Here is a 26,584-nt window from a genome sequence, read left to right on the forward strand (position 1 = left end):
GCTTTACTATTCTAGTTATAGAAATTTTTCTCTAATTTCTAGATCACAGTATTTTCCATCAATATACCGCTCTTCTTTCATTGTTCCAACATAAGAATATTTTTGCTTATCCCAGAATTTTACAGCTGATTGGTTTTCAGCTACTACTGATAATGTAATTTTTCTCAAATTCAAATAATTTTTTGCGAATTGCTCTATAAGTTTTACTGCTATAGTAGCCGCTCCTTTTCCTTGGAACTTCCGATTTCCGATATATATACCAATATCACAAGTTCTATGAACAACATTTATATTATATAAACCTACTAATCCTATGGGTTCTTCATTCTGACAATTTACAATCATGAAACGTTTATTTTTTGATGATTGTTTGGACAATTGCGGCATAAACTCATTAACTTCAAATAAAGATTGAGGATTATATCCTCCTCCAAGGTATTTAAAAATTGTTGGATCCTTTTTCCAGGTATAAATAAATTTTCCATCTTCTATTTCAATAGGTCGAATATCAAATAATTTTTTATTCATTACGTTCTATCTTCCCTTCATCATATATATTAGAAGTCTTTATAACTCTAAGAAATGTTAAAAAGAAAATTTTCACATCTTTTAAAAAAGTAATTGAATCTACATAAGTTAAATCAATCTCTATTCTTTTATCCCACGAAACCGAATTTCTTACAGTGCACTGAGCCAAACCAGTTACTCCAGGTCGCACTGAAAACCTCTTTTTTGCCCAGTCAGGATAGTTACTATATCCATCATACGGAAAATAAGTAACCGGGGGGCGAGGACCAATTAGCGACATATCCCCCTTCAAAATATTTACTAATTGAGGAATTTCGTCGAGACTAGTTTTACGTAATAAATTACCGATATAAGTAATTCTACTATCCGAATCAGATTTTACAGTTAAGCCACTCCCCATTTTTTCAGCCCCTACACACATTGTTCGAAACTTATAAATTAAAAACGTCTTACCATCTTTGCCAATTCTTTCTTGAAGGAAGAATGCCGGGCCATTTGAAGTGACTTTCACCAGAAGACTTATCACAATAAATAAAGGCGATAATATGACTAACAATAAGAAAGAAATAACAATATCGATTATTCTTTTTATATTTTTCTGATAAATTTTTCTTTTACTTTTCATTGTCCAACGCCCGCTTGATTGTATTTGTGATGCGATACAATTCTTCATCAGTCATTTTCGTATCTGAAGGCAAGCAAACGCCTGTTTCAAATAAGGTTTGAGCGACATCGCTACCGATATAATCATATTTCTCAAATACTGGTTGGAGATGCATTGGTTTCCAGATTGGGCGAGATTCAATATTTTCTTTTTCCAATTCATCCATCAAATAATTCGGATTAACTCCATCCAATAAGATAGAGCTTAACCAGAAGTTTGATTCACTCCAGTCATTTTCTGGCATAAAGGAAACTTGTGGTAAATCAGCTAACTCTCGTTTATAAAAATCATGGATATACTGCTTTTTCGCAACTCGATCGTTTAAGACTTTTAATTGACCCCGACCAATTCCTGCCACAATATTACTCATACGATAGTTATAACCAATTTCACTGTGTTGGTAGTGACGAGCTTTATCACGGGCTTGGGTTGACCAAAATCGGACTTTTGCGATTCTTTCTTCGTCTTGGGAAACTAACATTCCTCCACCAGATGTGGTGATAATTTTATTGCCATTAAAAGAAAAAATACCATATTTTCCAAATGTACCAGTAGATTTGCCTTTATAAGTAGTCCCTAAAGATTCAGCAGCATCCTCAATCAAGGTAACATCGAATTCTTCACAGATTTCCATAATTTCATCTAACTGTGCTGCCAAGCCATAAAGATGGACGACTAAAACTGCTTTAGCATTGGGATATTTTTCTAAGGCTTCCCGCAAGGCTTTCGGATCCATATTCCAAGTTTCTAAATTACTATCCACAAAAACAGGAATAGCATCTTGATAAATAATTGGATTAGCTGTAGCTGAGAAAGTTAATGATTGACAGATGACGATATCACCGGCTCCGACGCCAGCAGCCTTTAAAGCCATGTGAATTGCTGAAGTGCCAGAAACTAACGCTGCGGCATGACCAGTGCCCACATACTCAGCTAGTTCATTTTCAAATCCAGTCACATTTGCCCCCAGTGGTGCAATCCAATTTGTATCAAAGGCTTCTTTGACAAATTCTTTTTCATAACCTTCATCACTCATATGAGGTGATGCTAACAAAATTCTTTCGTTTTCCAACTTTTCCACTCCTTATTTATTCGACTCATTCGCAAAGGCCAATACTTCTGTAGCCAGTTCATCATCATCATCTGATAAACCTTCCACAAAGTGCATCACTTCATCAATGGAGAATCCATGAATATTGCCTACAAAGATTTTTTCATAGACTTCTTCGTCATTACGTTCTTTGTCTAGCAACAATTCTTCATATAATTTTTCTCCAGGACGAATACCAGATTCCACGATTTCAATTTCATCTTCGGTATAGCCACTAAGACGAATCATATTTTTCGCAAGATCCACAATCTTCACAGGTTCACTCATATCTAAAATGAAGATTTCGCCACCTTTTGCTAAAGCGCCGGACTGGATAACTAGACGACTTGCTTCAGGGATAGTCATAAAGTACCGAGTCATGCGAAAATCAGTAACAGTGACTGGACCACCTTTGGCAATTTGCTTACGGAACAAAGGAATAACACTACCTCGAGAGCCTAAGACATTCCCAAAGCGTACTGCGGAGAATTTTGTTTTGCCTGATTCATTTAAACTAGTAACAATCATTTCAGCCATGCGTTTCGTAGAGCCCATCACGCTAGTTGGGTGATTGGCTTTATCAGTAGAGATCATCACGAAGTTTTTCACGTTGTTGGCTTTGGCAGCTTCTGCCACATTTTTTGTTCCGTAGACATTGTTTTTCACAGCTTCACGAGGATTGTATTCCATCAATGGCACATGTTTGTGTGCTGCTGCATGGTAAACAATATCCGGTTTGTATTCGGCCATTAATTCAAAGATTAATTTGCGGTCTTGCACATCCGCAATAATTGGCACAAATTCTGTTTGGTTACCTTTGTGAGTGGTTAACATTTCTTGGTGAATTTGGTAAATGGAGTTTTCGCCATGACCTAATAGTAATAATTGCTTAGGATTGAATTTCATTACTTGGCGGCATAGTTCTGATCCAATAGAACCTCCCGCACCAGTAACTAAAATCACTTTGCCGGTAATCTGATCTTTGATAGAATTCATATCCAGCTTAACTTCTTCACGACCTAAAAGATCCACTACGTCAATTTCTTTTAACCGACTGATACTGATTTTCCCAGAAGCCATGTCTTCCATAGAAGGCATTGCGTTAACTTTTACAGTGGTTTCCGCTAATTTACCAAAGATTTCTTGTAGGCGTGTCCTTGGCAATGAAGGAATAGCGATAGTCACCATGTCAATTTGATTGTCTTGAATCAATTGAGGTAAATCACTTAATGTGCCTAACACTTTTTTGCCAGAAAGATACGTTCCAACTTTATTTGGATCATCATCTACAAAGCCGATAATGTCGATTTCACCAGAAGTCGGCGTACCCACTAAGCTATTTTGTAAAATACGTCCACCTTCACCTGCGCCGATAATAATTGTCCGTTCGATTTTCGTCGGATTATCTTTGCGTTTGTTGCGATTTTCTACATACATCCGCCAAACTAATCGGCTGGCAATAATCAAACTAGTAGCTAACACATACGTCAATAACTCAAAGCGACGGCTGTAGCTATGATCCCAAAAAAAGGGCACAACAATTAAGCTCACCAAAAACTGACAGGTTGTGGCCGAAAAAATAGCCAAGATTTCCCGTAGATTGGTGTAGCGATTGATGCGAGTAAATACTTTGAAGACAAAGCCAAAGACCCAATATAACCCAATTGATAATAAGATTGTCATTAACATAAAATTCCAAGTGACTGCCACATATGGTTTCATAAAATAGTAACCAATAATCCCCGCAAAAGCGATTAGTAAACTATCCAAAACCACCAAAATCCCAATTTTCCTTTTTCTCGTCAATGCAAACACCACAAATTCCTCCTAAAAAATTCCAAATCGTTTCTTCTTAATCTCACTATATTCTGGAAATGTGACCGCATCCCCATTTAATAAGTCTTTTGCCACTTGTTTCATGGCAGTGACTTTTTCTAAACCAAAGTCATGCTGAATCTGTTCGTAAGCCTCTTTCATAACGAAAGTTCTTTTTTTGACCCCATGAGCATCTGAGGCCATCATTTGCACTAAGTTGTGCTCCACCATTTGTTTGGCCGTTTTTTGAATGCTTTTGCCAAAAACACCTACATAACTAGGAGCTGTTAATTGAGCCAGACAGCCCATATCGAGATAGGGAATCAAGCGATTAGGGTCTTCTCTAAATTTACCATTTCGTTCAGGATGAACGATGACGGGGATTTTTCCCATACTTCGCAGTTCAAATAATAACGTCTCTGCATAAGCAGGCACATCAGCTGTGGGAAATTCGATTAGAATATATGTATCTGACAAATCTGTAAATAAAATTCGGTCTTGTTGGATTTCACTTACCAAGTCTCCGGTAATACGCACTTCTTGTCCTTCTAACAAGATCAATGGAAGGTTGCGTTGATCAAGTTCTTTTTGTAATTCTTCTACCTTAAGGATGACTTGATCTTTCGGATTTACGTATTTGCCGTTATTGTGATGGGGTGTGCACAAGATATGGGTGATACCTTGGCTAATGGCGACTTCCGCCATTGCCAAGCTATCTGCTAAAGTATCTGCCCCGTCATCCACTCCTGGCAAAATATGACAATGTAAATCAATCATGTCCTTGCCTCCTTGTGGAATTCATCTCCACTAATAATTAATCGTTACTATAATAATAGTAGCTTTGGTCTTTCACATCTTTTGTACCATTGTAAACGACGCCTAATACGCGAGCTTGTACCATTTCCAATAGGTCTTTAGCTTTGGTTAACGCATCTTTGCGAGTGACGTTTTCTCGTACGACAAGTAAGGTACCATCAGCTTTAGAAGCCATAATTTGCGCATCGGTTACCGTAACGACTGGCGGCATATCGAAAATAATCACATCATAGAGATGACGAGCTTCATCGATTACTTGATTCATTCGAGTAGAACCTAGTAGTTCAGAAGGGTTAGGTGGTTTAGGACCACTGGTTAAAATCGAGAGATTGTCCACCATGGAAGGTTGCGCCATCTCTAATACGGAATTATTGCTACTAAGGACCTTACTCAAGCCTGCTTCATTAGATAGGGCAAAGGTCTTATGAACAGTTGGTTTGCGCATATCCGCATCGACTAATAGTACCCGTTGTCCAGCATTGGCAAAGACTACGGCGATATTAGCTGCTGTAGTCGATTTTCCTTCTGAAGGACCGGAGGAAGTAACCACGATAGTTTGGATTTTCCGATCTGCCGAGGCAAATTGGATATTCGTCCGAATGGTACGGTATTGTTCAGTAATTGGTGAAGTCTTATCTGCAATCGTAATTAAGCTAACCGCGCCTGTAGCTTGGGTAGCACGATGATTGTTTTGTTTTTTACTTTTTCCCATGATTTCTCTCCTAGACTCGTGAACGACTGCGACGAGATTGTTCTGCAGTAGTCGTAGTAGTAGTTGGTTGGACTGGTTTAGCAACAGTTGGTTTCGTAGTTTGTTTCAATTCTTTAACACTCATTTGTGGCACAGTACCTAAGATGGTGAAGTCCAAGGTTTCTGTAACAAAACGATTGTCTTTGACAGTACGGTCTAATAGCTCTAATAAGAAGGCTAGTCCCACACCTACCATCAAACCTAAAACTAAACCAATAGCTAAGTTTAATTTATTATTAGGAGATACTGGTGACATAGAAGCTTGAGCATTGGAGATAATGGAAATTTTATCCACGTCCATTACATCTTGGGCATTCTCTTGAAAGACTTGAGCCGTGGTATTAGCAATGTGCTCTGCGTCTAAGGCCTTGTCATCTGTTGCCACAATGGAAAACATTTGGGAATTTTGAGATTGTACTACTTGAATCGCACTTTTTAATTCACCAGTAGACATTTCTACATTGTACTCGGATTCTAAACGATCTTTTACCGTACTCATTACCAAGTCACCGGTGATTAAATCTTTATAAGTATTAATCATCAATAAGTTGGTGTTTACGTCTTGTGTATTGGAATTTTCAGCCCGAGGGAGTTTTACGATAAGTTGGGCTTGGGATTCGTATTTGGGGGTGATGATAAAGAAGGTTACAATTCCGGCGATGCCTAATCCCACAAACATGCTGATAATAATCGTCGCCAGATGCTTTTTCAAAATCTCAAAGATGTCTTTTAAACTGATTGTTTCTTCCATAATTGTCTTGTCTCCACTTTCTCTCTGTTTTTCCAATACAGTCACTATTAATAGTAGACTTGTGTGTCTTCTTGATACTCAGTACCCGTATTTGCATCTGTGCTAGTCCCGGCATCAGTAGCCGTACCTGTATCTACACCGGCATCAGTACTAGTTCCAGCATCGTAACCATAACTTGCATCTCCACCAGTTGTTGGATCGGAATACGTAGCATCCGCAGTACTTGCCGAATCGGAATAAGCAGGCTCCTCAACGGCTGGGGTAGTACTTTCTTCACTTGTTGCGGTACCACCGGCATTTAGTTGATTGCCAATGGTAGTTAAATCTGCGGTGAATTTATCTTTTAAAGCTGTATTTCGGACTTCACTGATACTAGCTGTCAAATTTAAATAGCTTTCATATGTCGCGGCTTCGGTAATTTGACCATCTTTTAGCATACTTGCCAGACTGGTTTGGATTTCTTTCACCCGAGTGACCTGCGCATTGGCAAAGTCTAGATACCCTTGCACTACGGTTGACCAAGTATCATCAATTTTAGAAAGTTTTAGACTTTCTCTGATCTGACCGATGGCATCGTCGCCAGTATCTTCTTTAATGATCACATCGTTAACCGCTTCTTTCCAAGAGCTTACGGGATTTTCAAATAAATCGTTGGTTTGGTTTTGAATCGATTGCCGATCTTGAACCTGATCCAATTCTGCAGCTAATTGTTTTTTACTTGTAGCAATCGTTGCTGCTTCCCCTTTTAAATCCGTTGACTGAATACCGTACTCTTGGGCGTTAGCTTTGATTCCATCCAGCTTTGTTCGAGCGGCAGCAATATCACTGTCTAATAAGTCCCCTCGTAAAAAGCCACTAGCTTTGTCTTCATAAAACTGATTGACGGTTTCGGTTAATGCTGCTAATTCGCTTTGACTTTTGTCGATGGCTTTGTTAGCATATTGAACACGCTGTTCATACTGCCGTTCTCCATTGACTTTATACCCTCCGTAACACACTGCAATTGCTCCAATACCGACTACTGCAATTGCCAAGCCTTTCACAAGTTGTTTACCCATCAAACACTCTCCTGATAAAATCATGACATTTTGTTCCCATTATACTGGAAAAGGCAATGGAATGAAAGTTTTCATTTTGTTCTAACAGCTTTCTCTCTGTTATTTTTATCAAAAAACCGAACAATAAATAAAATATCTGAAGTTTTTTAAAAATAATTTTATTTCATAAAAATTCTAGAAAGCGCTAGTCCCGATATATCAATCATTTCTATCTTTAGAAAAACTTAATAAGTTAAGCTTGGTTTAAGGTTATTTTCTCACAAAAAATAGCGTGCTGCTTTTGCCAGTAATAAATCTAGCTTAAGTACCACGCTTATTTTTCTTTTACCCTTCTTTTTTCTTCCGCATCATATCCCCCACGGCCACGGGTTGTTCTACTGGCATAGTGAGGATCATCATCGGATTTGGTGCTCGGTCGATGGATTCTCCTTCGTCGTTTTTCATTTCGGTGACTTTTTGAGTGAAATGTTGGAACCCAGGACCGTAAAATTCGACTTCATCCCCGACAGAAAAATGATTGCGTTGGCGGATGGTGGCGACTTTCGTTCCTTCGTCATAGGCCATCACTTCCCCGATAAAGGTATATTGAGGAATCTTCCGTCGTGGGCCAAAGAGTTGCTCTTGATCGGTAGGAGTGTGATAGTAAAACCCTGTAGAAAGTTCACGTTGGGCGACTTTCCATAGCTCGTCAATCCATTCTTGTTTAACTTCGTAGTGTTCTGGGTCTGCCATATAGCTATCCACCGCAGCTTTGTAGACGTTAGCTACCGTGGAAACATAGTGAATGGACTTCATGCGACCTTCGATTTTTAGGCTATCTACACCATTTTGTACCAAATCAGGAATATGCTCGATCATGGACATATCCACCGCACTCATGGAGAATGGTTCGGTGACTTGACCTTTTGAAGTCAGGCTTTCATGAGCTTCGGTCCCAAAAGGCATGTCGAATAAATCGTATTTCCAACGACAAGACTGAGAACAGCCGCCTCGATTGGCATCACGCATGGACATGTGGTTGGAAAGCACGCAGCGACCGGAATAAGAAATGCACATCGCCCCGTGGATAAAGGCTTCGATTTGAATATCTGTGTGCTTGCGGATTTCCGCTACTTCTGCCATGGAGACTTCCCGGGCTAGAACTACCCGCTCCAAGCCTTCTTCTTTCCAAAACTCCAACGTTTCATAATTGGTTGCGGAAGCTTGGGTAGAAAGATGTACCGGCAATCCTGGTGCTTCGGTGATACAAATTTCAATTAAGGCCGGATCTGACACAATCACCGCAGAAATCCCCACATCGCGGATTTGGCGGAAAAATTCGCCCGCTCCTTCTTGATTGCCTTCGTGGGTGACCATATTGGCCGCTACGTAGACCTTGGCATTGTGGGCCTTAGCATAAGCCACTCCTTCTGCCATTTCCTCAAGACTAAAGTTTCCCGCCCGACTGCGCAGTCCATAGGCGTTACCGCCAATATAAACCGCGTCTGCCCCATAATGGATAGCAGTTTTTAATTTTTCCAAAGTTCCGGCTGGTGCCAGCACTTCTGGTCGTTTTAATTTTGATTGTACAGGTGTTTCCATCAATAAGACTCCTTATCTAATCTTCTTAGGATCGATGTAATAAAAGCCAGTGTCCAAGCCCCGTTCTTTGGGATGATGACTAGCCACGTCGTTAGCTAATGTTTCCGCTAGTTCTGTACTCCACGTACCTGATTCAATGGCTGTTTTAGCTTGGGCAAACAACTGACAAATCGCCACAAAATCTTTCCCGCAAGTAAAGAGACCATCCAGTTTCCACGTGGTAAAGCCGGCGTTCGCCAAATCTCCTAATTCCTTCATTAATAAAAGGTCATTAGTAGCAAAAATATGGGTGCCGTGATCATCTTCATAAATGGAATAATGGGTATTTTCATCTTGAGGATCGGACAAAAACAGTCCTCGCTCTTTAGACGCCGCTTCTGTTTGTTGCGTATAATGGTAGTAATTTTCTAATAATGGCCGTTTGGATTGGTGGATGCAAGTAGCACCATAAACTTGAACTTCCACAGGAATATTCAACTCTGGTGCCATAACTTTCATTTCATCAAAGGGAACTTCCCGGGCCAAAACTGCACCCACCGCACCTTTTTTACTCCAGAAATTAATCTGGCGGGCATTGGTCACTAATGTTTCCGCAGCATAAATGAAAGGAATTGCCAAAGCCGGTTGTTTCATCACTTGAACAATCCCCGGATCACCAACTAGAATTTGATCCACGCCGATTTCTTTTAAAAATCCCAAATACTCCGGAACCAGTTTCATCTTTTCTGGATGCATAATGCCATTTACTGCAACTAGCGCTTTTTTGCCAGCCTTATGAATCAACTCTGTCAGCTGGCGTTGTTCTTCTCGGGAAAAACTTGCCGGCAAACGCAGGCCAAATGTTTCTTCCCCAAATACTAAAGTATCCGCTCCAGCTGCTAATAATTCTCTAGCTTGAGCCACACTTTCACAAGTGACAACGATCTCGATCATGTCTTCTCTCCTTATAAAAAACCTACCGCAACCGGTCAGGTGAATTTCAACTTTCCTATCGTAACACAGGATTTACGCAATTCAAAGTTCAAACCCTTTGGCAAAATAGCACAGAAAAAGCCTCGCTGTCACCAACGAGGCCTTGAAAAACCGCTGATATTTTAAAAAATTTAAACTACTGAGTGAAACACCAACGAGCTATACCTTTTGTAAGGCTTTCACATCTTCTTTCACCGTTAAAGTAATCTTGCCTTTTTTAGCTCCAATGGTCACTTGATCGCCTAAATGGATTTGACCGGAAAGAAGGGCTTCACTTAAGCGGTCTTCCACTTCTTTTTGCAAGGCGCGGCGTATTGGACGGGCTCCATATTCTGGATCGAAGCCGGCTTTGCCAATTACGTCAATGGCAGCAGGCGTAATCTTCAATTGAATATCTTGTTCCGCGAGACGTTTAATGATGGCTTTGCTCATGATTTTGACGATTTGATGAATTTCCCCTTCATCTAAGGAACGGAAGACCACCGTTTCGTCAATCCGGTTTAAGAATTCAGGACGGAAGGCTTTTTTCAACTCTTCCAAAATCCGTTTTTGCATCTTCTTGTGATCTTGGGTAATGTCTGTGGCATTGAAGCCGACATTTTTTTCTTCTCGAATTTGGGTCGCCCCAATATTAGAAGTCATAATCAAAATCGTATTGCGGAAATCAACTTTACGACCTTTGGAATCAGTCAAATAGCCGTCATCTAAAACTTGCAATAAGATATTAAAGACATCCGGATGGGCTTTTTCCACTTCGTCCAATAAAATCACCGAATAAGGCTTGGAACGGATTTTCTCCGTTAATTGCCCACCTTCATCATAACCGACATAACCTGGAGGAGAACCGATTAAACGACTAGTGCTGTATTTTTCCATAAACTCGGACATATCGACTCGCACTAAGGAGTCTTCAGAGCCAAACATCGCCTCAGCCAATGTTTTTGCCAGTTCTGTTTTCCCCACACCAGTCGGCCCTAAAAACATAAAGGAACCAATCGGCCGATCTGGGTCTTTTAAACCACTGCGCGCACGACGAATGGCCCGTGCCACGGCTTGCACCGCTTCGTCTTGGCCTACTACCCGTTGATGTAGGATATTTTCTAATTCCAACAAGCGTTCACTTTCTTTTTTCTCCATTTGTTGCAAAGGGACACCCGTCCATTGGGAAACCACGGTAGCCACGTCTTCCGCGGTGACTCGATCAGAAAATCCAGTGGCTTCTTTTGCTTCAGTAAAGGAAAGTTCCGCCAATTGTTGGCTGAGTTTCTTTTCTTTTTGGCGTAGGCGTGCAGCCATTTCAAAATCTTGGTCTTGAATGGCGGTTTCTTTTTCATGCATCAAATTGGTGATGGACTCTCTTAATTCTGCTATTTCAGAGGGCTCGTCGGCTTTATCCAAGCGCACTTTAGCTGCCGATTCATCCATTAAGTCGATAGCTTTATCCGGCAATTGACGGGAATTAATATAGCGGACAGAAAGCTGGACTGCAGATTTTAGCGCATCATCGGAAATTTCCACCCCGTGATGTTCTTCATAACGAGAACGCAAGCCATATAAAATTTCCAAGGCTTCTTCTGGTGTCGGTTCGTCCACTTGCACTCTGGCAAAGCGACGTTCCAAAGCAGAATCCTTTTCAATGTATTTTTGGTATTCATCTAAGGTAGTTGCCCCAATGGTTTGCAACTCTCCGCGAGCTAAGGCGGGTTTTAAAATATTGGAAGCATCGATTGCCCCTTCTGCTCCCCCAGCACCAATCAATGTATGGAGTTCGTCAATGAAGAGAATCACTTGGCCATCGTGATAAATTTCATCGATGACTTTTTTCATGCGGTCTTCAAATTCCCCACGATATTTAGTTCCTGCCACTAAAGCGCCCATATCTAACATCATTAAGCGTTTATCCAACATGTCTTCTGGGACTTCCCCTTTAATGATTCGTTGCGCTAATCCTTCCGCAATAGCGGTTTTTCCCACACCGGGTTCCCCCACTAAGACTGGGTTATTTTTGGTGCGACGGCTGAGAATTTGAATCAAGCGTTTGACTTCTTTACTACGGCCTACCACGGGATCCAGACGGTTTTCCCGGGCTAGTTTGGTCAAGTCTCGAGCTAAGTTGTCTAAAGTTGGGGTGCCTTGTTGCACACCGGATTTCGGTGCTTGTTGCCCTTGACGGCGGCGACCTAAGCCGGCTGCTTTTTGTTCGTTAACGCCCATTTTTTTCTTTACCAATTGGCGCATTTTGGCAAGACTCAAGCCTAAATTGGTCATAATCCGAGAAGCGAGAATTTCATCATCTCGCAATAAACCGAGCAAAAGATGTTCCGTGCCGATTTGCGGAGCATTCAAGCGTTTGGCTTCATCCCCCGCATAAGCAAAGATTTTTTTAGCCCGAGGAGAATAAGGCAAATAAACTCCCGCGGGATAGCTTTTAATCATGCCATAACCGGTAAGATTTTCAATTTCTTCTCGAACTTCATTTTCGGAGACATTCATTTCCCGCAATGTTTTGCCGGCAATCCCATTTTGTTCGATCACTAAAGCCAGTAGCAAGTGCTCTGAACCCACGGCTTGATGTTTAAAAGTTTTGGCTTCTTCTTGGGCGATGGCCAAGACCGCTTTGGCCCGTTCTGTAAATAATTCATTCATGGCTGTCACTTCCTATCTTCATAACTGAGGCGTTCCAAAATCGCATGTAAGAGTGTTGCCCGAATCTGATCTTCAGCAGCAAATTCTCGTAAGGTACTCTTAGCTAAAGTTGCCAATAACAGATTGCCTTCTTGTTTGGTTACAATTTGTTCTTCATAAAGCTTTTGCACGATACTCAACGCATCTTTTTCGGACAGATGATCGCCAAAAAGCTCGTCTACTTGTTCTAAAAAGCGATGTTTATCGGAAACTTTGATTTTCTCTATCCGAATATAACCACCGCCGCCACGCTTACTTTCCACTACATAGCCCCGCTGAATGGTAAAGCGAGTGTTAATGACATAATTGATTTGCGAAGGGACGCATTGAAATTGCTCAGCCATTTCCGTTCTTCTAATCTCAATTATCTCACTGTCTTCCAATATTTTCTTTAAGTATGCTTCTATAATATCAGAAGTATTATGATTACTCACGGCCAGCCCTCCCTTGACTAATACTGACCTTAATTATACCGAAAGTTTCCGAATAGGGAAAGAAGGAGGGCCTATCCTAAAACTTTCTGTAAGAAACCAATTTAATGACCGACAAAAGCTCGGTACCGATAATTTCTATACAGAATTACCTGAAAAAAATGAAACAGCCGCTAACTTTCCTCTCCTACTAATAAGTGGGCAGGAGTGGGCAGGGAAATTAGTGGCTGTTTCGTATGGTGAAACTGCGATGATCAGACTAATAAGTCTTATTTTCCAGATTAAAAGCAGCGATTTCTCCGTCGCTCGCTTCAGCAACAGGATGAACCCCACTCAGTTCTCCTTGAACCACTACCCGCTTGGTGCCGTAGTCATCGTTACAAGTAATCAAAGTCACCAGTTTTTTATCTGCCACAGGCTCAATGTACTGGGTCTCGGTTGGAGCTACGGTAATATTTAACGTTGCAGTATAGACATAAATATTCGTCAAATCCGTCAAATAAATAGGGTCACCGACTTTCGTCTGGTCTAAAGCTTCAAAAAGATAACCTGGGTCAGCACCTCGATGACTAGCTAATGAGTAATTTTTTTCACCCATCTTTTGGTCCGGCCACATGGTCCCTGCCCCCCACAACAAAGCTTCATTGGAAAGGCCTTTAAAAATTGGTAAGTTGATTTTCACTTGAGGCAAAGCCACGCCACCTACTAACGGTAACTTTTCTTTACTTAATAAAGTTTGGAAAACCGCTTGAGCGCTGGCACTTTCCACCGCTTCAAAATCAAAGGAAGCCTCTTGTTGTTCATTGGCCTTAATTTCTTCTGGCGTCACCGTAGCTACGGCATAACTTTCTGTATTGTGTTTCATGATCAAGGTTTTGATCTTATTATTGAAGACTAAAGCCAATCCTACAATTAGTAGAAGTAGCAAAAATAAGTTGAATAAATGGTCTCGTAATCGTCTTTTTTTCTTCATTTTTATGCCCCCATTTTACCAATTGGTAGCTATAGTTTACCATATTTGAAAAAGAGTCAAAAAATAGTTTCTCTTTCCTTATTCTTTTATTAAGATGAGACTTGTAAAAAGTGAAAAACGTTGCTACAATAACTTGAAAATTTCAATTTATTTCATAAATTAAGAGCAAATGTTGCAATATCAAGCATTTCCTGTAATACAATTTTAAAGGAAAAGAAACACCTTCAAGGTCTGGTTTATTGTATGATGGTACTATGAGAAAATGGGAGGTTTAGCGGGATGGCAAAAATGGTCTATGTACATATTGATACAACAAGTAACGCCGTGCTATCCCGGGGGATCACGCCAACTTCCTTTTACCAAGGAATTGTTCATCAGCCGAAAAATCTCCTGCTCTTGGACCCTTCCAGCGACTACGGCGAATACGAATCCCACACCGGTATGAAAATCCTAAAAGGAGAAGAAGCCGTAAAGCAATATTTTGAAGCTTTGTCCCGTCACCGAATTACAGAAACCGTAAAATGGATTGATTTTACCGATCCCGCCATGCTAAAAGAATTGACTCCCATGGAGATTTCCGAATTACTGTATTTCGGCCATATGAAAACTCAGCTTCATTCGCCATTCTTTTACAAACTCCAAAACAATTTCGTCTACTTTGACCTGCAAGACGACTTGTCCCGAGTGTATTATCGCTATTTAGATGAATACTATCGAATATTAGCAGATAAATTAACCCATTTGGTCTTAGAAAGAATCAATGATAAAAAATCCTTTTTCCGTAAATCTACACCAGTAGATAAATTAAAAGTCCAACTTTTACAAGAAATGAAAGGCATTTTTCAAGAGGGGATTCTCTTTTGTTTCGAAACTGCCACCAATGAAAACAACTTGCTGAAAATTCCCATTTACTTAGTGGAAGATGCCGGCCTCAGAAAAACTACTTTGTTACGGGATGAGGAACTGTTAGTAGCATATTTAATCTACAATCAAACCAGCCGACAATGGAGCTTGGATTACGTAGAAAAAGACTTACTCTTTTTCTCAAATTAAAACCCTAGTGCCTCAATTTGAATTGAGGCACCAGGGTTTCTTGCTTTTATTTAGGGTCATAGAGTTTAGGAACGGTGCGATAAATTAACAATGCTACAAACATGGAGACAATCCCGGTGGCAATTCCGCTGATACCGTTAGTGACTAGGGAATAAACAAAAGGTGACATTCCCCACACTGCATAGGCTCCCCAGAAAATCACACCGGCAACAAAATGCCAGAAATAACGAGCCCCTACCCCAATCAAAGTTCCTTGAATAATTGCCAAACGGGCCCTTTTATCATCCCCGTCTTTGATTGCTTGATGCAATTTGACTGCCGCCACACCAGCAAAGCCGGCAAAAGCAAAGGCAATAGGATATTCAATCAACACTTGACTCACTGCCAAATAATAAACCTTCCCCGCTGGAAAATGCAACAACCCCCAAAGAGCCGCCGCAAAAACTCCCGGCTTCCAACCTCGTCGCAACGCAAAAACCGTAAGCGGAATTTGCCCTAGCGAAATGGACAAGCTCGGTCCGATATCCAAGGGAATATAAGACAATGCCATAGCCATGGCCGCAATAATGGTTCCTTCTACCCAGACACGTAAATTTCGATTCATAAAAAAATACTCCTCCTTATAGAACCATCACAATCTACAAAGGAGAAGTATCGCTACTTCTAACTCGTCACAATTCCTACGTTCGCATGATCGAAACAGGTACAGAGGGTTTAGAGTAAACTCATTCTCAGCCAAATCAATGACTCCCCTTTGTGATCGGATTCTATTTAATTTTTTGTACTGCCCTATCATATCACAAATATTATCATTGAAAAGGAAAAAGTACTGGAAACTGAAATTTATGCTCAGGAGTCAAAAAACTAGTATCCCATGACTGTGAAGGCAAACTCTTTTGGAAGTAACTAATAAATGAAATATATCCTAGTTAGACAACTTTTGTGACTGTTTTTTTAATACAACCAGATTAGCTCTCTTTACCCGCCTAAGCTATGAAACGAATTCTCTAATTACTCTTTTTTATTCTCATATTCAGTACAGCGCTTAAAGTGGCGGCAATCGCTTCATTTAGGTGGTGGCCATCCAAGTAGGTTCTAAAATATTGCCATCCAAATCGACTACTTCAAAGCCTACCATGACTTCTTCTGGAATTCCTGATTCCACTTTATAATAAGAACCGCCGTTATCCGCAGCAGCTTGGGCAAAATCCCGTACTGCTTGGGCACTAGGCAGGCTAAAAGCCACCAACACCCCACTCATGCTATGAGGATCAATCACTTGCCGTTTGCCGATAAACTCTTGGTAATAATCCCGACTCAGTAGCATCACCCAAAAATTATCATCCCAAACCATACCGCTGGCTCGCTCATCCGAGTACTCTAAATTCTGCGTAAAACCTAACTTCGTATAAAACTCAGTTGCTTTTTTTAAATCCGTAACAGGGAAATTGGCAAATACCATTGTAGCCATTTTGCTCACCTCCACTTGCATCCTCTCACGAAACCGTTTTCTAGTCAAAAAGAGGACCTTCCAAGAAAAAAACTTTTCGAAAAAATAAGCTTTTGTGAAAGGACCGCTGCTAACAGCTTGAAACGATTGTTGTATAATGGAAGAAAAGGAGGCATAAAAATGAAAAAACCAATCGTTGCCTTTATGTATGATTTTGACCGCACGCTTTGCACTCGCGACATGCAAGAGTATTCTTTTATTCCAGAATTAGGTGTGGATGCCGCCACCTTTTGGCAAGAAGTGGCCCATCTAGCCGAAACCCAACATATGGATCACATTATTTCTTATTTATACCACATGATAAAATCAGCCAATGCCAAAGGGTTGCCTTTACATCGAGAAGATTTTGTAGCATTAGGCAAAGATGTGGAGCTTTTTCCGGGAGTAACTTCTTGGTTCTCGCGCATGAATGAGTTAGGAGAACAACTGGGTCTTGAAATCGAACACTACATCATCTCCAGTGGCTTAGCGGAAATCATCGAAGGCACTCCGATTCATCAAGAATTCAAAAAAATCTATGCCTGTGAATTTCACTATGACGAATTTGGCATTGCCGACTGGCCGGCACTAACGGTGAACTACACGAACAAAACCCAGTTTCTCTTCCGAATTAACAAAGGAGTCTTGCCTATGAATGATGACGAGGCTTTAAATGAATTTTTAGAAGATCGTGATCGTCGCATTCCTTTTCGCAATATGATTTATATCGGTGATGGTTTAACTGATGTTCCTTGTATGAAATTGGTAAAAATCAACGGTGGTCAATCCATTGCGGTTTATGAAAACAAAGAACGAGTAGTAGACCTTTTAACCGATCGTCGGGTAGACTTTATCACGCCGGCGAACTATGAAGCCGGCAGTGAATTGGATCAAATTTGCCAAATCATTTTGAAAAAAATGGCATTGGTGGATCAATTAGTGACCTTAAATCATCAACAACGAGATGCAGAAAGCGCTGAATCAAGGGAGTAAAAACCTTGATCCAGCGCTTTTTTCAGGAGAAATGTTTCACGGGAAACATTTTGAATTTAAGTACGTTCACAAATCGGTTTCGTCGCTGGATAAACCATCCGATAACGTCGATAAACTTCTTCATAGGCTTTTACTGTAGCTGGTTCCGGTAAATATTCTCCTTGATAAGAGACAAAATCTTTAGCACAACTAACCACATCTGAATACCAGCCACAACCAACTGCCGCTAACATGGCAGCTCCCATGCCGGGGCCTTGTTCGGTGGTCAAAGTAGTAATCGGCGTATTAAAGATATTGGCTTGCATTTGCAACCAATCTTTATTTTTTGCCCCTCCGCCTACCGAGACAATTCGAGATAGTTTTTCTTGGGTTACCTTTTCCATAATTTGCTGGGAATCCTTCAAAGAAAACGTAATTCCTTCTAAAACACTGCGGGCAAAGTGCTTTCTTTCATGGTGAATGTCCATTCCAATAAAGCTGCCGCGAATTTGACTGTCGCTATAAGGCGTGCGCTCTCCCACGATATAAGGAGTAAACAAAAGACCATCGCTACCAGGACTCACACTGTCAACCTCTCCTAACAACTCCTCAAAGGATAATTCAGCGGCAAAGGTATCCTTAAACCAGGAAAGACTACTTCCAGCTGCCAAAGTAACCCCCATGGAATAAGCTGCCTCTTTTGCCGCATGAGCAAAGACGTGCAGTTTGCCGTCATACTCTTTTTGAGTATTTTTCTCATAGCGTAAAAAGACGCCACTGGTTCCAATGGAGCACATCCCCACACCTTCTGAGACAATCCCCGCTCCCACAGCAGCACAAGCATTATCCGCTCCACCGGCAATCACTTGAACTGGCTGGGTAAAGCCATAGTCTTCTGCTAATTCAGCACGAACCTTGCCCACAACCCCAGTAGAAGCAATTAATGTAGGCATAATCGCTGGATCAATTTCCAGTTGCTTCATGATTTCTTGATCCCACTCTTGGGTATCTTGATTCAATAATAAGGTACCCGCAGCATCTGAATAATCCATATGAAACTCGCCGGTTAGCCAAAAACGCAAGTAGTCTTTTGGCAATTGGATTTTCTTCACTTGCTGCCAGATTTCAGGCTCATTTTCTTGTACCCAACGAATCTTCGGCAAGGTAAAGCCTTCTAAAATAACATTTTTTGTATGCTCTAAAACTAAGGGGCCTATTTTTTCCGTCAACTCTTGGCATTGCTTAGTCGTCCGCACATCATTCCACAAAATTGCTGGGCGCAACGGTTCATTATTTTCATCTAGTAAGACTAGACTGTGCATTTGTCCTGAAAAACTAATCCCTGCTAATTTTTCTTTTAAAGCTGGCAATTGGACAAGCAACTCTTTCATGACTTTATCTCCAGCTTCTAGCCAGTGCTTAGGATCTTGTTCACTAAAGCCAACTGCTGGAATGGATAAAGGATAACTGGCAGTAGCTTCGGCAACCAACTCTCCTTGTTGATCCACTACTAATCCCTTTAACGCACTAGTTCCTAAATCAAGTCCTAATACATACATTTTTTCCACCTCTTAAAAAAGGAGGATAAACCCAGGCTTACCCTCCTCGTTTCTATTCGTTCATTTGTTAATCATCTTAAACCAAGTAGTCATTCAAGCAAGATTTCACGTATTCAATATGGCTGGATTCTAACTTAATGTCTTTCAAGCCTAATGCGTATTCAGTCAAGCTTTCCAAATCTTCTTGGTCGTTAATGATTTTTTCGCCAATGCCTTCATGGAAGCTAGCATACCGTTTTTCTTTCAAATCATCGAAGAAACGGTCTTCTTTCAATTTCGCTGCAGCTTTCAAGCCCCGAGCGAAAGTATCCATCCCAGCAATATGCGCTAAGAACAAGTCTTCCATTTCAAAGCTAGAACGACGAACTTTTGAATCGAAGTTAATCCCACCAGGAGCGATACCGCCGTTTTCTAAAACGCCGTACATAGCTAAAGTCACATCATATACATTGGTTGGGAATTCGTCTGTATCCCAGCCTAAAAGCACGTCCCCTTGGTTGGCATCCAATGAACCTAGTGCATGGTTAATCCGAGCCACTTCGATTTCATGTTCGAAGGTATGACCGGCAAGCGTCGCATGGTTTGCTTCCAAGTTCAACTTGAAGTCGCCATCTAAACCATATTTTTGAATGAATTGCAAAGTAGTGGCTGCATCGAAATCGTATTGGTGTTTGCTTGGTTCTTTTGGTTTTGGTTCCAATAAGAATTGTGGTTTGTGACCGATTTTTTCTCCATAAGCAATTGCCATTTTGAATAAGCGCGCAATATTATCTTGTTCAAAGCCCATGTCGGTATTCAACAAAGTTTCGTACCCTTCACGGCCACCCCAGAAGACATAGTTTTCGCCGCCCAGTTTTTTAGAAATGTCCAAGCCTTTTTTCACTTGGGCTGCAGCATAAGCAAAGACATCCGCATTGTTTGTAGATGCAGCTCCATTGTTATAGCGAGGATGACTGAACATATTCGCGGTATTCCACAACAATTTAATACCGGTACGGTCCATGTTTTCTTTAATCAAATCCGTGATTTCATCAAGGTTTTGGTAAAATTCTTCTAAACTATCTCCTTCTGGTGCAATATCCACATCATGGAAGCAGAAGTATTCCGCCCCAAGTTTTTCCAAAATTTCAAAGAAAGCTTCCACTCGATTACGGGCTGTTTCCATTTCTGTCGCACCAAACCAAGTTCGTTGGTTCGTTGGACTACCAAATGGATCGCTGCCGTCTTGAGTCATGGTGTGCCAGTACGCTACCGCAAAACGCAAATGTTCTTTCATGGTTTTCCCGGCTACTACTTCTTCTGGATTATAGTGACGAAAAGCAAATGGATTCTTAGTTTTGGTTCCTTCATATTGAATTTTTGCTACCTCTGGAAAATAACTCATTGGTAATTCCTCCTAAATTTAAATGCTTTTTATTAGTTCGTTCTTTTTACGAACTAACTCTATGAGGTTATTGTATTCGTTTCCACAAGAAAGGTCAAGAGAAAAAAATAAAAAAATATTCTAATTCCACGTTAGCTGAATAAAACAATAGCCTATTAAGAATAGAGTGGATAAAAAAAGCTGGCAAAACCCAAGGAAAACGACTACAATGAAATAAGTAAATTAACCAACTAAATTAACGAAAAGGAATCATAGCCATATGAGCCAAAAAATATATACACCTCGCACAGCGAACGAAACACTATGCTTAGAATACATAATGAACCGCAGTAACCTTTCCCGGGCTGATTTAGCGAGTTTAACTGGCCTAACGAAGGCTACGGTTTCTGGCATTGTCAAAAAATTAATCGATGATCAGCTAGTAATTGAGACCGGTATTGGCGAATCCAGTAATGTCGGTGGCCGCAAACCAATCAATCTCCAATTTAATGAAAAAGCTGGACTTTCCATCTCCATTGATGTTGGCTATAACTACGTCAATGGTCTTTTAAGCTATTTAGATGGTAGCGAAATCGCAACTGTCAAAGAAAAACCCATCCCTTTAAACGAAGATACAATTAAAACCTATTTTTCAGAAATCTTCTCAACTTTTGAATCAGTAATTCCTAAAACCGTTTATGGGGTTATCGGTGTAGTAATTGCCGTCCACGGTCCTGTTTTCCAAGGAGACATTCTCTTTACCCCGCATTACAATTTAGATCAGATTCCGTTTCGTAAAATTGCCGAAAGCCTTACCAGCTACCCCATTTATTTTGAAAACGAAGCCAATCTTTCAGCTCTTGGAGAATATACCTTTACTTCCACTTCTTCTAGTCTCATCTGTGTTAATATGCACAGTGGGATTGGTGCTGGGATTGTCCAAAATGGCCGGCTGCAAGTAGGCTCCCATGGAACAGCCGGAGAAATCGGCCACCAAATTGTCGTTTTGGATGGAACTCCTTGTCGCTGCGGCAACCATGGCTGTTTGGAAATGTACGCGGCGAATATGGTCTGCTTTGATCATTTTGCTGAGATTAAATCCATGGACTACGTAAACGCCATTATCTTACGGGAATATTATCGCAATCAAGATGCAGATGCCTTAGCAGTAGTCGCTGAAAATGTCCGCTATTTAAGTATCGGCATTAACAATTTGATTGCCCATTACGATCCCGAAGTAATTGTTTTAAACAGCTCATTATATTGGGAAATCCCTGAAATGATTCCTTTATTAAAAGAATCTTTGCATAATCATTTCTCAAAAAAAGTTACGCTTCGTAATAGCCTTTTACAGGAAAAAGCCACTTTATTAGGAGGCTTAGTCTTAAACTTACAACATTTTCTGGCTATTAAACACTTGCAGCTAACGGAATCCAACTTATAACATACTTAAAAGCCAAAGGAGGTCAAATCATTCGGGGATGATTTGACCTCCTTTGGCTTTTCTTACGATAAAAAAGATCCCAACTTTTGTCAGGATCTTCATTAATTCATGGCAATCGGCTACTTACGCCAAGCTTTTTGCCAACTCTGCTACTTTTTGAAGTCCAGCTGTTACAATGGCTTCTGTTTTTGATGGGTCCGCATTATGGCCTTCAATGATGACTTCATCGGTAATATCCATCCCAAACATGCCGCCGAAGACTTTTTCCATATAAGTTACGGAATTTTCCATCACACTGGCATCACCAGAGTAAATGCCACCACGGGCGTTTAACAAAATAACTTTCTTATCTTTTAACAATTGGTTCATGGAGCCGTCTGCATTGTAAGAGAAAGTGAAACCAGCTTGGAAGATATAATCAATAAAAGTATGCAATGCTGCTGGAATCGATAAATTCCACATTGGGAAAGCAAAGACGATGGTATCAGCGGCTGCGACTTTATCCATAGCTTCTTGGCGAACTGCCATTAAAGTAGCTTCTTTTTCAGTTAATTCTTCGCTTTCTGTGCTTTTTGCAAAAGCATTAAATAAGTCTTGGCCGATATAGGGCATTTCTTGGGCAAAGACATCAAAAGTAGTTACATTATTTTTGGTTTGATCAATGTTTTCCATAAACACGTTGTACATTTCTGTAGAAACTCCGTCTGGGCGGTTATTGGCTTTTACGACTAAAATATTACTCATGGGTGTTGTGCTCCTTTTTCTATTCGTTAATTTGTTTTTACTTACAAAATGTAAGATACACTATTTACTCTTTTGTCTCAACTAATATGCTCACACTTTTTGATTAAGCAAAAAGCAGTGCTTGGATAGACTTATCCAAACACTGCTCAATAACAACGACTGACGTAAAGAAACTATTCCTCCTCTTCTGTAGAAATAGCGAAGCCATCAAACGTTTCTCCATCGTAGTATTTCAAAATATCTTCATAAGAAAGTAGCGCGGTGGTCTGTTCGGCTGCTTCTTGCTCTTCTTTTTCTGCCACTTGTTGTTCCCAGTAACGCTGATATGCTTCTGCTAGCTGACGATAGAGTTCTTGTAATGAATAACCAGAACCAGCCAAAAAAGGGAGCTCTCGAATAAAGCCGCGGTACACCGGCAGGCCTTCTTCCATTTCCACTGGCAATTCCACCACATTTAAGTGTAACGCTTCAAATTGTTCCTTGTACATGTTCCAAACTCCTTTTTGCAGATGAGTTAGGCAGCGGCAATACTTCTATGCCTACTTGGCAAGCTTCTAATAGATTGTGGCCTTTTTGGTAAACCCGCAAATCCGGTACGCTGATATCTAGCTTGTCCCCCTGATTGGGAACCATCACAAAGCTTTGGTTGGTGACCTTGCGAGCATTTTCAAAAGCTTGGGCTAACAGTTTGGTCCCAATGCCTTGATTGCGATAATGAAAAGCCACCGATAACGGAGCTAATAAACGATTTGCTGAGGACTCAGCTTCTCCTAAAGGTACTTTTGCCAATAAGACATGTCCTACAATTCGCCCGTCGCTTTCTGCCACTAGTTCTAGTTCTGGCTGAAAATCATCCCTTAGACGAAATTTTGCTACAAATTCTGCCTCACCACCATGGGAAATACGCGCGGTTTTAAAAGCCTGAGTGATCAAATCCCCAATTGCGGGATAATCTTGGGTAGTTGCCTGACGGATCTTCATTTTCCAGATTCCTCCTGTTCATCCCTTATTAACGCTCGGTTTAGCACTTCTTGCAAAATATCTTCTTGGGATAATTCTTTCATTGCTTGGGCGAGACGTTCTTCATCAATTTCCACAATGGCGCCTTCTGTCAAATGCAAAGTATCCACAAATTCTGCTGATAAAGGTAATAATAGACCTTGGTCGCCTTTTATTAAGCGACGTTTCCTTTTTTCCATGACTCTCTTCTCCTAGAAAAATAAGATTTGAATGCCGTTATACCCATTGATACATAAGACTAACAACAAGACCAACTGGTAAACCCGGCGCACACTGTCCTCTTTTAGCCGCCCGCTGGCAAAAGCTCCTAAAAAGCCACCAATAATCGCCGCCGGAATCACATAATAAAGCATGTGTAAATCATAGCGAGCAAAGCCCGTGGTGGTGCTAATGGTCAAAATCTTTGCCAACTGAGAAAAGAAAATCGTAATAATGGAATACACCGTAGCGGCTTTCATATCCATCCCAAAGCACAACAAAAGTAGCGCCACGTTAATCGGCCCACCACCGATACCGAGTAAACTGGCCAAAAAGCCTAAAAGTAAACCGACGACCACATACCAATGACGTCCTTTTAATCCTAAGCGCCACTGACTGCCAGAAACGATATAAGAAAAACCAATAGTCAAAATCGTCAACAAGATTTGAATCAACTGCACCGATTTTTCATTTGTAAAAAATTGCAACAACACCTCAAAGGTTACATTCCCACCGATGCCCCCCAGGACTGCTCCTAAAGAAACCAAACCCGCCACAGCATAATCAATGGTCATATTTTTTCGCTGGCGCAACGTGGAAACGATGGACATGGTAAAGACTGCCACCGTGGAATAAAACGTAATCGCCGGCACCGAATCTGCCCCAATGGCATCAAGTAAGGGCTTAATTAACACGCCCCCTCCCATACCAGAAATAGCGCCAATGGTATTGGCGAAAATAATAATGATAAAATAGAGCAATCCAATCATAATCTGCCTCGCTTTTTTCTTTACTGTCTCCCATTATACGAAAGCCAAGAGATTAAAGCTAGGGAAGGGGGAGACTGACCGTAAAAAACCACCTGGCAATTGCCAGATGGCTTTTCTTTATCCCAAATTAAGCTTTTACTTCTTCTTTAATATTCGCGCGATAGCCATGAGTGTTCAAAAACTCAACAATCTCATGTAACTCAGCTTTGGCGAATGCAGTTTTTTGACAAGTCGTTACAGATTTGAAGGGGAACCCTTTTTTCTGCGTTCGATAGACATAACACAAGTCGTGATCGATTTCGATCGGTACCTCTTTGTTACAGTTTTCTGCAACAAGGGCAAAAAGCGTCTGCCAATCCAACGTCTACACTTCCTTTCTCCAGACACGCTGTCTCCTCAAACAGTCATGCCTCATTACCAAAGGAGTATACTCACTTCCCACTTAAAAAGCTACCAAAATTCATCATTGTAAGAGAAATCTTACTTGGACTTTACAGATTCTTTAGTATTAGCAAAATCCCGCAATTTATCGCTTTCTTTCATCGGTTTTCCATAAATATTCAGAGCCTTTTTGATGAAATCTCCAACTATTGTTTTTTCGACTGAGGTAAAATTTGAAAGTTCTCATTTACCGTTGCTTGAATCACGGGATGACGGCGTAAATAATCAGCAATCAGCTCCGTCATGTCAATTTGGACTTCCCGCTCAATTTTTTCTGGAGTGAACATGGCGTAATTGCCCCCACCCACTGCTCGATATTGGTTAACAACCACTTCTAAGCTGTCCGTATCTGCTACTGGTTTGCCCGAAAATTCCAAACGAGTTACCCGAGCGCCCACAGGTTGGCGTAAGTCCAAGGTATAATCTACCCCTTCATACATATCGTAATTGTAATACTGAGGTTTCGGTTTGATAAAACGCGGGTTGAAGATGATCTGGTTCTCTTCATCCAAAGCTAGGTAATTGGCGGTCTGTTCTAGCGCTTGACGTAAATCAGCTCCGGTAATGCGGGAGACAGCCAAAGTATTCGGATAGATATAGTTGGTAATGATATTGCGCATGGTGATGGTTTCATCAAAGCCTTTGCCCTCGTTATTGAACAAAGCAGTGCCGGAAATTGGTGCCCCGCTAGCTTCCATTTGGACTTTATTAATAAATTCCACGTAAGGATGTTCCTTTAAGCGAGCTTGCATCGAATCCGCAATGCGCATATCCCCTTCCACTCGTCCCACTGGTTGATCTAGCCAAGTTTCTAAAGCCTGATTTAAATCGGCTACACTGGCTAAAATGGCAGTATCTGGTTGGCAATCTGCCACCGGATGAATGCTGGCACTGGCTCCAGTGACTTTCATCCCATCGTCAATTTTTTCCACATCTAAAACAATTTCCCCTACAAAACGGCCAAAAGATCCCGGCTGAATCACAGGGACACCGTTAACGATGCCAGCGATTTCTCGATGTTGATGCCCGGTAATCAAGGCATCAATGCCTGAAACACTCTGAAGGAGCTCATAAGCTTCATTTTCTCCCGTAAGCAATTCAGTAGGCTCTCCTGTTTTTAAGTCGCGCTCAAAACCGCCATGGTAAGCCACAATCACTACATCCGCTAGCTCCCGCAATTTTGGTACATACTGCTGTGCTGTTTCCACCAAACTTTGGAAATGAAGCCCTTCAATATGGGCGGGTTGTTCCCAATGAGGAATATACTGAGTGACAACGCCCAAAATCGCCACTTTTACTCCTGCTTTTTCAATAATCACATAGGGCTGGCCAAAGTATGGACGACCGTTTTCGCCCAAGACGTTGGCTGCTAAAATCGGATGTTCGTAGCTATTGATAGCCTTTTGCAAATAGTCT

General features: G+C 41.0%; 27 protein-coding genes and 1 riboswitch. Of the genes, 3 read left to right on the forward strand and 24 right to left on the reverse strand.

Annotated features, from left to right (window positions below):
* Positions 1-15: 15 nt before the first annotated feature.
* The 13 genes from AB5754_RS06825 to AB5754_RS06885 all read right to left on the reverse strand — a co-directional run bounded on the left by AB5754_RS06825 (position 16) and on the right by AB5754_RS06885 (position 14,115).
* Positions 16-528, reverse strand: a complete 513-nt coding sequence (locus AB5754_RS06825; RefSeq protein WP_368251835.1) for a GNAT family N-acetyltransferase — start codon at positions 526-528, stop codon at positions 16-18.
* Positions 521-1,153 carry a sugar transferase gene (locus AB5754_RS06830; protein ID WP_368251836.1) on the reverse strand — a complete coding sequence of 211 codons (633 nt, stop codon included), beginning with the start codon at positions 1,151-1,153 and terminating at the stop codon, positions 521-523. Before AB5754_RS06830 ends, AB5754_RS06825 begins: the two co-directional genes overlap by 8 nt.
* Complete coding sequence (locus AB5754_RS06835; protein WP_368251837.1) at positions 1,143-2,264, reverse strand: DegT/DnrJ/EryC1/StrS family aminotransferase; 1,122 nt, start codon at positions 2,262-2,264, stop codon at positions 1,143-1,145. Before AB5754_RS06835 ends, AB5754_RS06830 begins: the two co-directional genes overlap by 11 nt.
* 12 nt (positions 2,265-2,276) lie before the next feature.
* Positions 2,277-4,097, reverse strand: a complete 1,821-nt coding sequence (locus AB5754_RS06840; protein WP_368251838.1) for a polysaccharide biosynthesis protein — start codon at positions 4,095-4,097, stop codon at positions 2,277-2,279.
* A 12-nt stretch (positions 4,098-4,109) separates the two neighbouring features.
* On the reverse strand, positions 4,110-4,874 hold the full coding sequence (locus tag AB5754_RS06845) for a tyrosine-protein phosphatase (protein WP_368251839.1): 765 nt from the start codon (positions 4,872-4,874) through the stop codon (positions 4,110-4,112).
* A gap of 37 nt (positions 4,875-4,911) precedes the next feature.
* A complete protein-coding gene (locus AB5754_RS06850; RefSeq protein WP_368251840.1) occupies positions 4,912-5,625 on the reverse strand; it encodes a CpsD/CapB family tyrosine-protein kinase in 714 nt (237 codons plus the stop codon).
* Between the two features lie 10 nt (positions 5,626-5,635).
* Positions 5,636-6,415 carry a YveK family protein gene (locus AB5754_RS06855; protein WP_368251841.1) on the reverse strand — a complete coding sequence of 260 codons (780 nt, stop codon included), beginning with the start codon at positions 6,413-6,415 and terminating at the stop codon, positions 5,636-5,638.
* A gap of 47 nt (positions 6,416-6,462) precedes the next feature.
* Positions 6,463-7,473, reverse strand: coding sequence for a hypothetical protein (locus AB5754_RS06860; RefSeq protein ID WP_368251842.1), 1,011 nt, complete (start codon positions 7,471-7,473; stop codon positions 6,463-6,465).
* Positions 7,474-7,797: 324 nt separating this feature from the next.
* The gene (locus tag AB5754_RS06865; RefSeq protein WP_368251843.1) at positions 7,798-9,054 is read right to left on the reverse strand and encodes a U32 family peptidase; all 1,257 of its coding nucleotides are present in this window, start codon (positions 9,052-9,054) and stop codon (positions 7,798-7,800) included.
* 12 nt (positions 9,055-9,066) lie between these two features.
* The gene (locus AB5754_RS06870; protein ID WP_368251844.1) at positions 9,067-9,987 is read right to left on the reverse strand and encodes a peptidase U32 family protein; all 921 of its coding nucleotides are present in this window, start codon (positions 9,985-9,987) and stop codon (positions 9,067-9,069) included.
* Between the two features lie 198 nt (positions 9,988-10,185).
* Positions 10,186-12,672, reverse strand: coding sequence for an ATP-dependent Clp protease ATP-binding subunit (locus AB5754_RS06875; protein WP_368251845.1), 2,487 nt, complete (start codon positions 12,670-12,672; stop codon positions 10,186-10,188).
* 5 nt (positions 12,673-12,677) lie between these two features.
* Positions 12,678-13,145 (reverse strand): CtsR family transcriptional regulator, encoded by a 468-nt coding sequence (locus AB5754_RS06880; protein WP_311834140.1) that lies wholly within the window; start codon positions 13,143-13,145, stop codon positions 12,678-12,680.
* 256 nt (positions 13,146-13,401) lie between these two features.
* Positions 13,402-14,115, reverse strand: coding sequence for a class A sortase (locus AB5754_RS06885; protein WP_368251846.1), 714 nt, complete (start codon positions 14,113-14,115; stop codon positions 13,402-13,404).
* A gap of 279 nt (positions 14,116-14,394) precedes the next feature.
* Between AB5754_RS06885 and AB5754_RS06890 the strand changes: the two genes are divergently transcribed.
* Positions 14,395-15,168, forward strand: coding sequence for a hypothetical protein (locus AB5754_RS06890; RefSeq protein WP_368251847.1), 774 nt, complete (start codon positions 14,395-14,397; stop codon positions 15,166-15,168).
* A 46-nt stretch (positions 15,169-15,214) separates the two neighbouring features.
* Here the strand turns inward: AB5754_RS06890 and thiT are convergent, their stop codons facing one another.
* Entirely contained in the window at positions 15,215-15,772 is a 558-nt protein-coding gene (gene thiT, locus AB5754_RS06895; RefSeq protein WP_368251848.1) for an energy-coupled thiamine transporter ThiT, read from the reverse strand.
* 56 nt (positions 15,773-15,828) lie between these two features.
* A riboswitch (TPP riboswitch) is annotated at positions 15,829-15,932 on the reverse strand.
* A gap of 305 nt (positions 15,933-16,237) precedes the next feature.
* Positions 16,238-16,639, reverse strand: a complete 402-nt coding sequence (locus AB5754_RS06900; RefSeq protein ID WP_368251849.1) for a glyoxalase — start codon at positions 16,637-16,639, stop codon at positions 16,238-16,240.
* A gap of 159 nt (positions 16,640-16,798) precedes the next feature.
* Between AB5754_RS06900 and AB5754_RS06905 the strand changes: the two genes are divergently transcribed.
* Entirely contained in the window at positions 16,799-17,650 is an 852-nt protein-coding gene (locus AB5754_RS06905) for an HAD family hydrolase (protein ID WP_368251850.1), read from the forward strand.
* Between the two features lie 56 nt (positions 17,651-17,706).
* Here the strand turns inward: AB5754_RS06905 and xylB are convergent, their stop codons facing one another.
* Together xylB and xylA are read right to left on the reverse strand one after the other, a co-directional pair.
* Positions 17,707-19,188 (reverse strand): xylulokinase, encoded by a 1,482-nt coding sequence (gene xylB, locus AB5754_RS06910; protein ID WP_368251851.1) that lies wholly within the window; start codon positions 19,186-19,188, stop codon positions 17,707-17,709.
* 76 nt (positions 19,189-19,264) lie between these two features.
* On the reverse strand, positions 19,265-20,572 hold the full coding sequence (gene xylA / locus AB5754_RS06915) for a xylose isomerase (protein WP_311834129.1): 1,308 nt from the start codon (positions 20,570-20,572) through the stop codon (positions 19,265-19,267).
* A 259-nt stretch (positions 20,573-20,831) separates the two neighbouring features.
* On the opposite strand from xylA, the gene AB5754_RS06920 reads away from it, so the two are divergent.
* Positions 20,832-21,995 carry an ROK family protein gene (locus AB5754_RS06920; RefSeq protein ID WP_368251852.1) on the forward strand — a complete coding sequence of 388 codons (1,164 nt, stop codon included), beginning with the start codon at positions 20,832-20,834 and terminating at the stop codon, positions 21,993-21,995.
* Positions 21,996-22,118: 123 nt separating this feature from the next.
* On the opposite strand, the gene AB5754_RS06925 is transcribed toward AB5754_RS06920, so the two are convergent.
* From AB5754_RS06925 to AB5754_RS06955, 7 genes are all read right to left on the reverse strand, one after another.
* Positions 22,119-22,739 carry an FMN-dependent NADH-azoreductase gene (locus tag AB5754_RS06925; protein WP_368251853.1) on the reverse strand — a complete coding sequence of 207 codons (621 nt, stop codon included), beginning with the start codon at positions 22,737-22,739 and terminating at the stop codon, positions 22,119-22,121.
* Between the two features lie 173 nt (positions 22,740-22,912).
* The gene (locus AB5754_RS06930) at positions 22,913-23,227 is read right to left on the reverse strand and encodes a hypothetical protein (RefSeq protein ID WP_368251854.1); all 315 of its coding nucleotides are present in this window, start codon (positions 23,225-23,227) and stop codon (positions 22,913-22,915) included.
* Positions 23,208-23,720 carry a GNAT family N-acetyltransferase gene (locus AB5754_RS06935; RefSeq protein WP_368251855.1) on the reverse strand — a complete coding sequence of 171 codons (513 nt, stop codon included), beginning with the start codon at positions 23,718-23,720 and terminating at the stop codon, positions 23,208-23,210. Before AB5754_RS06935 ends, AB5754_RS06930 begins: the two co-directional genes overlap by 20 nt.
* Positions 23,717-23,938, reverse strand: a complete 222-nt coding sequence (locus AB5754_RS06940) for a hypothetical protein (protein ID WP_368251856.1) — start codon at positions 23,936-23,938, stop codon at positions 23,717-23,719. Before AB5754_RS06940 ends, AB5754_RS06935 begins: the two co-directional genes overlap by 4 nt.
* Before the next feature lie 12 nt (positions 23,939-23,950).
* Complete coding sequence (locus AB5754_RS06945; RefSeq protein ID WP_368251857.1) at positions 23,951-24,727, reverse strand: sulfite exporter TauE/SafE family protein; 777 nt, start codon at positions 24,725-24,727, stop codon at positions 23,951-23,953.
* Positions 24,728-24,854: 127 nt separating this feature from the next.
* Positions 24,855-25,088, reverse strand: a complete 234-nt coding sequence (locus AB5754_RS06950; protein WP_368251858.1) for a hypothetical protein — start codon at positions 25,086-25,088, stop codon at positions 24,855-24,857.
* Positions 25,089-25,314: 226 nt separating this feature from the next.
* Positions 25,315-26,584, reverse strand: a 1,270-nt coding sequence (locus tag AB5754_RS06955; RefSeq protein WP_368259524.1) for a bifunctional UDP-sugar hydrolase/5'-nucleotidase, incomplete at its 5' end; no start/stop codon positions are given.

This window comes from Enterococcus sp. 2201sp1_2201st1_C11_2201SCRN_220225 (genome assembly GCF_040925905.1).
GTDB lineage: Bacteria > Bacillota > Bacilli > Lactobacillales > Enterococcaceae > Enterococcus_C > Enterococcus_C asini_A.